Annotated in this window: 7 protein-coding genes; all 7 read left to right on the forward strand. The window is 72.1% G+C overall.

The annotated features are described in order from the left end of the window. Positions 1–97: 97 nt before the first annotated feature. The 7 genes from ACZ63I_RS23235 to ACZ63I_RS23265 all read left to right on the forward strand — a co-directional run bounded on the left by ACZ63I_RS23235 (position 98) and on the right by ACZ63I_RS23265 (position 8,138). Positions 98–1,075 (forward strand): alpha/beta fold hydrolase, encoded by a 978-nt coding sequence (locus ACZ63I_RS23235; RefSeq protein ID WP_469340909.1) that lies wholly within the window; start codon positions 98–100, stop codon positions 1,073–1,075. A gap of 8 nt (positions 1,076–1,083) precedes the next feature. Continuing rightward, positions 1,084–2,448, forward strand: coding sequence for a DUF3152 domain-containing protein (locus ACZ63I_RS23240; protein ID WP_469340910.1), 1,365 nt, complete (start codon positions 1,084–1,086; stop codon positions 2,446–2,448). Between the two features lie 57 nt (positions 2,449–2,505). Beyond that, positions 2,506–2,604, forward strand: coding sequence for an Ms4533A family Cys-rich leader peptide (locus tag ACZ63I_RS23245; RefSeq protein ID WP_328583444.1), 99 nt, complete (start codon positions 2,506–2,508; stop codon positions 2,602–2,604). 140 nt (positions 2,605–2,744) lie between these two features. Next, positions 2,745–4,475: an ABC transporter substrate-binding protein gene (locus ACZ63I_RS23250; RefSeq protein ID WP_469340911.1), complete on the forward strand. Its 1,731-nt coding sequence runs from the start codon at positions 2,745–2,747 to the stop codon at positions 4,473–4,475. Then, entirely contained in the window at positions 4,472–5,464 is a 993-nt protein-coding gene (locus ACZ63I_RS23255) for an ABC transporter permease (protein WP_469340912.1), read from the forward strand. Before ACZ63I_RS23250 ends, ACZ63I_RS23255 begins: the two co-directional genes overlap by 4 nt. Then, positions 5,461–6,450: an ABC transporter permease gene (locus ACZ63I_RS23260; RefSeq protein ID WP_469340913.1), complete on the forward strand. Its 990-nt coding sequence runs from the start codon at positions 5,461–5,463 to the stop codon at positions 6,448–6,450. The genes ACZ63I_RS23255 and ACZ63I_RS23260 overlap by 4 nt, the downstream gene beginning before the upstream one ends. Beyond that, complete coding sequence (locus tag ACZ63I_RS23265; protein ID WP_469340914.1) at positions 6,447–8,138, forward strand: ABC transporter ATP-binding protein; 1,692 nt, start codon at positions 6,447–6,449, stop codon at positions 8,136–8,138. The genes ACZ63I_RS23260 and ACZ63I_RS23265 overlap by 4 nt, the downstream gene beginning before the upstream one ends. Positions 8,139–8,391: the final 253 nt, after the last annotated feature.

Genomic DNA, 8,391 nt, shown 5'->3' on the forward strand with positions numbered 1-8,391 from the left:
CCTACCTACGAGCGTAGGAGCGGGGCGTGCGCGGCGCCATATGGTCTGTGACGGCCAACACGCAGACCGGGGCGTGACGGTCTCGTAACATTGCCGCATGCCTTCGACCGACCTGCCGGAAACTCTCGCCGCCACCGTGGCGCCGCGCGTCGCCGCCGTCCGTGTCGCGGACGGGGAGAAACTGCGGTCCGTGGCGCTGCCCGGACTGACGCTGACCGTCCGGGCGAGACCGGCGACCCGGGCCGGTCTGCCGCCCGCGCTCTTCGTGCACGGGCTCGGCGGCTCGTCGCAGAACTGGTCGGCGCTGATGCCGCTGCTGGCCGACATGGTGGACGGCGAGGCCGTGGATCTGCCCGGCTTCGGCGACTCCCCGCCGCCGGACGACGGCAACTACTCGGTGTCCGGCCTCGCCCGCGCCGTGGTCAGACTGCTGGACGCCTCCGGTCGCGGCCCGGTGCATCTCGTCGGCAACTCCCTCGGCGGCGCCGTCGTCACCAGGGTCGCCGCAGCGCGCCCCGACCTCGTCCGCACCCTGACGCTGGTGTCGCCCGCCCTGCCCGAGATCCGGGTGCAGCGCAGCGCGGTGCCGACCGGGCTGCTGGCTCTGCCCGGCGTCGCCTCGCTGTTCGTGCGGATGACCCGCGAGTGGACGGCCGAGCAGCGCACCCGCGGTGTGATGGCGTTGTGTTACGGCGATCCGGCGTCGGTGTCGGAGGAAGACCTCGGCCACGCGGTGCGGGAGATGGAGCGCCGGCTCCAACTCCCGTACTTCTGGGACGCGATGACGCGCTCGGCGCGCGGCATCGTCAACGCGTACACGCTGGGCGGCCAGCACGCGCTGTGGCGCCAGGCGGAGCGGGTGCTCGCGCCGACCCTGCTCATCTACGGCGGGCGGGATCAGCTCGTCTCGTACCGTATGGCCCGCAAGGCGTCGCGCTCGTTCCGCGACTCCCGGCTCCTGACACTTCCGGACGCCGGACATGTCGCCATGATGGAATACCCGGACCTGGTCGCCGAAGCCGTCCGGGACCTCATTACTTCGACCGACACTTCGACCGACGACGTCAGGGGCTGATCCGGGGCGTGGGACGACACAGCCGCAAGGGCCCGGCTTCGCCGGTCCCGCAGAGCGGTACGCCGGGCACGGCGGCCGGTTCGGCCCCCGGCGGTGACCGGCGGGAGCGCCCCGCCGACCCGTTGGACCCGAGCACCCCTTTCGCTCCTTTCGGTCCCGGTCAGCACAGCGCCGTCGGCCACGGCGCGCCGCAGGTGCGCGGCGGCCATCCCGAACAGCGTGAGCCCGGCGGCGGTTGGGGTTCGGGGCAGCGCTACGGCGACTGGCAGGGCGGGGCGGCGCGCCCCGGGGCGACCGCGGGGCGGGCGGGGGCGGGGCGGTTGACCAATCCGGTCACCGGCGCGCCGATGATCCCGGGCCCGCGACGGGAGTTCGTCGACGCGTTCGACACCTTCGACGCTTTCGACGCGCCGCCCGTCAAGCGGCGTCCTGGCCCAACTGCCGCCGGTACGAAGGATGAAGCGCCGGACGGAACACCCGACCCGGACCCGGACCCGGCTCCCGACGCGGCGGGGCCCCACGAGCCCGCACCGCCGCGCTCCGGAGCCTCCGACGACGCGCAGCCGGCGAAAGGCGGCAAGGGGCGCACCTTCACCGGCATCGCCGCCGCCGCTGTCACCACGGTCCTCGCGATCGTCGTGGCGGGCCAGGTCGCCGACGGCGGCGGCAAGCAGCCCGCGGCCAAGGCCGACGGCGCGGGTGCCATCGCCGCCAGGGCCGGTACGGAGACGGTGCCGCCGCCGCGGCCGGTGAAGGCGCCGCCGCCGGCCCCGACGTACACCCAGCTCATGGCCGAGCAGTTCCCGCTCTCGCCGAAGCTCAAGGCGTCAGGGCGCTTCACGCCGGTGCCCGGCACCGCGAAGGCCCCCGGCAAGGGGGAGAAGTTCCGCTACCGCGTGGACATCGAGAACGGACTCGGGCTCGACGGCGTGCTCTTCGCCGACGCCGTGCAGAAAACCCTGAACGACGACCGCAGTTGGGCCCATCACGGGGCCAGGACCTTCGAGCGGATCGCCACCGGCAGACCGGACTTCGTGATCACCCTGGCCAGCCCGGGCACCACCGCCGTCTGGTGTGCCAAGTCGGGCCTGGACACCACCGAGGACAACGTGTCCTGCGACTCGGCCAGCACCGACCGTGTCATGATCAACGCGTTCCGCTGGGCGCAGGGCTCGAAGACCTTCGGCGCCGCCGCGATGTACTCCTACCGGCAGATGCTGATCAACCACGAGGTGGGCCACCGGCTCGGCCACGGCCATGTGACATGCCGCACGCCGGGGGCCCTCGCGCCTGTCATGCAACAGCAGACTAAGTCCCTTGATATCGACGGAATCACGTGCCGTCCGAACCCCTGGGTCTTCCCCAAAGGCTGACATCGCGGACCCGGCCGCCCTTTGACAGAGGGGGTCGGGTCCTCCATATTTCTCGGCATGCCGTCCCGCCACGCAAGCTTCTGCGGTCACATCGCCATTGAGCTGACGCTCATCGGTGTGACTCCGCTGTGCGTGGCCGACATCCTCTGTCGCTGACGCCCGCCTCCGCGCGCGCCGGCGTCGCGTCCCGTCAGTACCCCTGCCTGGCCTCTCGCCGCGCGTGCGGGCCCGTTCCCACGGCCCCACCCCCCCCCGCAGTCATCCGCTGTGTTCACAGCACTCCGAGAGGTCTTCCGATGCGTCGTCAACCGTCCCTCATATCCCGCCGCCTGGCAGCGGCAGCCGTCGGCCTGGCCGTCGTCGCGGGCGCCGCGGCCTGCGCGGGACCCAAGGACAACAGCTCCAAGGACGGTGAAGGGGCGGGCGGCAAGCCGCAGAAGGGCGGCACGCTCTCGGTGCTGAACACCACGCCGCTGACCGACTTCGACCCGGCCCGGCAGTACACCTCAGGCGGCGGCAACATCCCCACGCTGGTCTTCCGCACGCTCACCACCCGCGGCCCGGGTGCGGGCCCCGCGGGCAACAAGGTCGTCCCCGACCTCGCCACCGACACCGGCCGCCCCAACGCCGACGCCACCGAGTGGACGTACACACTCAAGGACGGGCTGAAGTTCGAGGACGGCGCCCCGATCACGAGCGCCGACATCAAATACGGCATCGAGCGCTCCTTCGCCGCCGAACTCTCCGGCGGCGCGCCCTACTTGCGGGACTGGCTGGTCGGCGGCGCCGACTACCAGGGCCCGTACAAGGACCCCAAGGGCCTCGCCTCGATCGTGACGCCCGACCCGAAGACCATCGTCTTCAAACTCTCCAAGCCCGAGGGCGACTTCCCGCTCCTCGCCTCGCAGACGCAGTTCGCGCCCGTGCCGAAGGCCAAGGACACCGGCGCCAAGTACGAGACCCACCCGATCTCCTCCGGGCCCTACAAGGTGGTCAAGAACGAGGGCGACGGCGAGCACATGGTCTTCGCCCGCAACACCAACTGGTCGCAGAAGACCGACCCCAGGCGCCGGCAGTACCCCGACACCATCGACGTGAAGTCGGGCCTCGACCCGTCCGTCATCAACCAGCGGCTGTCCACCAGCACCGGCGCCGACGCCTCGGCCGTCACCACCGACACCAACCTCGGCCCCGCCGAGCTGGCCCAGGTCTCCGGCGACAGCGCGCTCTCGAAGCGCGTGGGCACGGGCCACTTCGGCTACACGAACTACCTGGCCTTCAACACCAAGGTCAAGCCGTTCGACAACGTCAAGGTGCGGCAGGCCATTTCGTACGCGATCAACCGCACCAGCGTCATCAACGCGGCCGGCGGCTCCGCGCTCGCCGAGCCGGCCACCACCTTCCTGCCCGACCAGGAGGCGTACGGCTACGCGCCGTACGACCTGTTCCCCGCGGGCAAGTCGGGCAACCCGGCCAAGGCCAAGGAGCTGCTGAAGGAGGCCGGTTACCCGAACGGGCTGACCATCACGCTCACCCACTCCACCCTGGAGGACCGGGAGAACAGCCCCACCATCGCGACGGCCGTGCAGGAAGGCCTCAAGCAGTCCGGCATCACCGTGAAGCTGGACGGTCTTGAGAACAACGCCTACAAGGACAAGACCCGCACCGCCGCGAAGGCGCCCGGCTTCTTCCTCGCCCACTGGGGCGGCGACTGGCCCTCCGGCGGCCCGTTCCTGGCGCCGATCTTCGACGGCCGGCAGATCGTGAAGGACGGCGCGGGCAACTTCAACCACGCCCAGCTCGACGACCCTGCGGTCAACCAGGAGATCGACGACATCAACAAGCTGACCGACCCGGCCGCCGCCGCCAAGCGCTGGGGCGCGCTGGACAAGAAGCTCGGCGGGGAGGCGCTCGACGTGCCGCTGTTCCACCCGGTCTACAAGCGGCTCGTCGGCAAGAACGTCAAGAACGTCGTCATCAGCGACTGGACCGGCGTGCTCGACGTGTCGCGGGTCGCCGTCAAGTGACCACGGCCGATCTGCTGGTGTCCGAGGCGGCGGCGCCCGCCGCCTCGGACGCGCGCCAGGTGTGGCGCAGGCTGCGGGGCCGCCCCTCGGCCCTCGTGGCGGCCGGTGTGCTGGTCCTGCTCGTCGTACTCGCCGTCGCCGCACCGCTGTTCGCGGCCCTTGAGGGCCAGGACGTGAACACGTACCACGACGCGCTCGTCGACTCGGCGCGCGGCGGGGTGCCCACCGGCTCGTTCGGCGGGGTGAGCGGCGACCACTGGCTCGGTGTCGAACCGGGCACCGGACGCGACCTGTTCGTCCGGCTCATGTACGGGGCCCGTGTCTCACTGCTCGTCGCGCTCGGCGCGACGGTGGTGCAGCTCGCGATCGGGGTCACCGTCGGACTGTGCGCCGCGCTCGGCAACCGGTGGCTCGACACGTTCCTCAGCCGGGTCACCGATGTCATGGTCGCGCTGCCGCTGCTCGTCCTCGGGATCGCCCTGACCGCCGTCGTACCGTCCGGGTTTCCGCGCCCGCTGCTGCTGATCCTGATCATCGGACTCCTCAACTGGGGGGGTACGTCAAGGATCGTGCGCGCGCAGACGCTGACCCTGAAGGAACTCGACTTCGTGGCCGCCGCCCGGCTCGGCGGCTCCGGCCGCTGGCGGGTGGCGCGGCGCGAACTGCTGCCGTCGCTCGCCGCGCCCGTCATCACGTACGCGTCGATCCTGGTCCCGTCGAACATCGTGATCGAGGCGTCGCTGTCGTTCCTCGGCGTCGGCGTCAAACCGCCGACACCGTCCTGGGGGCAGATGCTGTCCGGCGCGACGACCTGGTTCCGCGCCGACCCGATGTATGTGCTGCTGCCCGCAGGGGTGTTGTTCGTGACCGTCCTCACCTTCACCGTGCTGGGTGACGGGGTGCGCGCCGCGCTCGACCCGCGCGAGGCCAGCCGGCTGCGGATCGGCCGGGGCCGCGCGCGCAAGTCTTCGAAGGGCGCCGCCTCATGACGCGCTATCTGCTCAAGCGGCTCGGCGGCGCGGTGCTCGTGCTCCTCGTGCTGTCCGCCGTGATCTACGCGCTGTTCTACATCGCGCCCGGTGACCCGGCGCGCCTCGCCTGCGGCGACCGCTGCTCGCCCGCGCAGGTCGCGCAGGTACGGGGCCAACTCGGCCTGGGCGACCCGGTGTACGTCCAGTACGCGCACTTCGTCCAGGGCATCTTCGCCGGGCGCGACTACTCGTCCGGCACGGCCGCGCTGCACTGCGACGCGCCCTGCCTCGGCTTCTCGTACCAGAGCGACCAGCAGGTCACCGACCTGCTGCTGGAGAAGCTGCCCGCGACGCTGTCGCTCGCCATCGGCGCGATGGTCGTCTGGCTGGTCATCGGCATCGGCACCGGGCTGCTGTCCGCGCTGCGGCGCGGCGGCATCACCGAGCGCGCGCTGACCCTGCTCACCCTCGCGGGCACCAGCACACCGGTGTTCATCCTCGGGCTGCTGTTCCTGATGGTGGTGTGCGCCTATCTGAAGTGGCTGCCGTTCCCCTCGTACGTGCCACTGACCGAGGACCCGACGCAGTGGGGCTGGAACATGCTGCTGCCCTGGCTCACCCTCGGCCTCTTCGAGAGCGCCAAATACGCCCGGCTCACGCGCAGTTCGACACTGGAGACACTGGCGGAGGACCATATCCGCACCTTCCGCGCCTACGGGGTCGGCGAGCGGGCGATCATCGCGCGGCACGCGCTGCGCGGCGCCGTACCGCCCGTCATCGCGCTCAACGCGCTCGACCTCGGCACCGTCCTGGGCGGGGCCGTGCTCACCGAATCGCTGTTCGGCATCCCCGGGGTCGGCAAGACCCTGATCGACGCCGTGCGGGAGATCGATCTGCCCGTGGTGGTGGGGGTGGTGCTGGTGACCGGCACCGCCGTCGTCCTGGCGAACGTCCTCGCCGACCTGCTGTACGCCGTGGCCGACCGACGGGTGGTTCTGCGATGACTCTCGAACACAGCACCGGCACAGGGGAGTCGGCGGAGCCGCTGGTCGTCGTGGCCGGCCTGACGGTGGACTTCGCCACCGGCGCCGAGGCCATCAGGGCCGTGGACGACCTGTCGTTCACCCTTGAGGCAGGCGCGGCGCTCGGGCTGGTCGGCGAGTCCGGCAGCGGCAAGAGCACCGTGGCCGCCGCCCTGCTCGGTCTGCACCGGGGCACCGGCGCCGAGGTCGGCGGCGACGTCCGGGTCGGCGGTACGGCGGTGAACACCGTCCCCGAACGCCAACTGCGCGCGCTGCGGGGCGCGGTGGCCGCGATGGTCTTCCAGGACCCGCTGTCGTCCCTCGACCCGTACTACGCGGTCGGCGACCAGATAGCCGAGGTCTACCGGGTCCACACCCGGGCCTCCCGCAAGGCCGCGCGTGCGCGGGCCGTCGACGTCCTCGACCGGGTCGGCATCCCCGACGCCGCGCGCCGGGCGGGTTCCCGGCCGCACGAGTTCAGCGGCGGCATGCGGCAGCGGGCACTGATCGCGATGGCGCTCGCCTGCGAACCGCGGCTGCTGATAGCGGACGAGCCGACGACGGCCCTCGACGTCACGGTCCAGGCGCAGATCCTCGACCTGCTGCACGACCTGCGCAGGGAGACCGGGATGGGCCTGCTGCTGGTGACCCACGACGTGGGGGTCGCGGCGGAGAGCGTCGACGACGTGCTCGTGATGCGGCACGGCAGGCAGGTGGAGCGCGGGCCCGTGGCGACGGTCCTCGGAGCGCCGCGCGAGGAGTACACCCGCGCGCTGCTCGCCGCCGTACCGAGGGTCGACGCCGCCGTGTCCCGTACGGCGGCGCCGGCCGAGCGGCGGCAGCCGCCACTGCTCGAAGCCGTCGACCTGCGCAGGGAGTTCCGGCGCGGCAAGCAGACCGTCAGCGCCGTCGACGGGGTCTCGCTGACCGTACGGCCGGGGGAGACCCTGGGCATCGTCGGCGAGAGCGGCAGCGGCAAGACCACCCTCGGCCGGATGCTCGTCCGGCTGCTCGACCCCACGTCCGGCCGGCTCACCTACCGGGACCAGGAGATCGGGGCGCTGTCGGAGAAGGAGCTGCGGCCCTACCGGCGCGAGTTGCAGATGGTCTTCCAGGACCCGGTCTCCTCGCTCAACCCGCGCCGCTCGGTGGGGGAGTCCGTCGCCGACCCGCTGCGCGCGGCCGGTGTGCTGGACGACGCGGCGGTCACCACGCGGGTGCGCGAGCTGCTGGAGCGGGTCGGCCTCGACCCGGACCGGCACGACCGCTATCCGCACGAGTTCAGCGGCGGCCAGCGCCAGCGCGTCGGGATCGCCAGGGCGCTGGCGGCCGAGCCGCGGCTGATCGTCTGCGACGAGCCGGTCTCGGCCCTCGACGTGACCACCCAGGCGCAGGTCGTGGCGCTGCTGGCGGAACTCCAGCGCGAGCTGGGGCTTGCGCTGGTCTTCATCGCGCACGACCTCGCCGTCGTACGCAAGGTCAGCGACCGGGTCGCGGTGATGCGGCACGGCAGGATCGTCGAACAGGGCACCGTCGACCGGGTGTACGGATCCCCCGAGGACCCGTACACCAAGGAACTGCTCGCGGCCGTGCCCGCACTCGATCCCGCGCTCGCCGCCGTGCGCCGCGCGGCGCGCAAGGAGCTGACCGGAGGGCCGGTCGCCGCCTGACCCGGCCGCCTGACCCCCCTGCCTGACCTTGCGTAGTCGAAAAGCACCGTAGCGCCACAGAACGCGCCCGGTACGCATAAGTTACGTGCATTCACCCCTTCCAGTGGTGGGGGGGGGGGGGGGGGGGGGCCCCCCCCCGCCCCCCCCCCCCCCGGGCCCCCCCCCCCCGGGGGGGGGGGCCCCCCCCCCGGTTGTAAATACGGCCCCCCCCCCCGCCCCGCCCACGGCGGGAGCAGGGGGACCAAACAACCCC

The sequence above is a fragment of the Streptomyces sp. NPDC087906 genome (assembly GCF_055584925.1).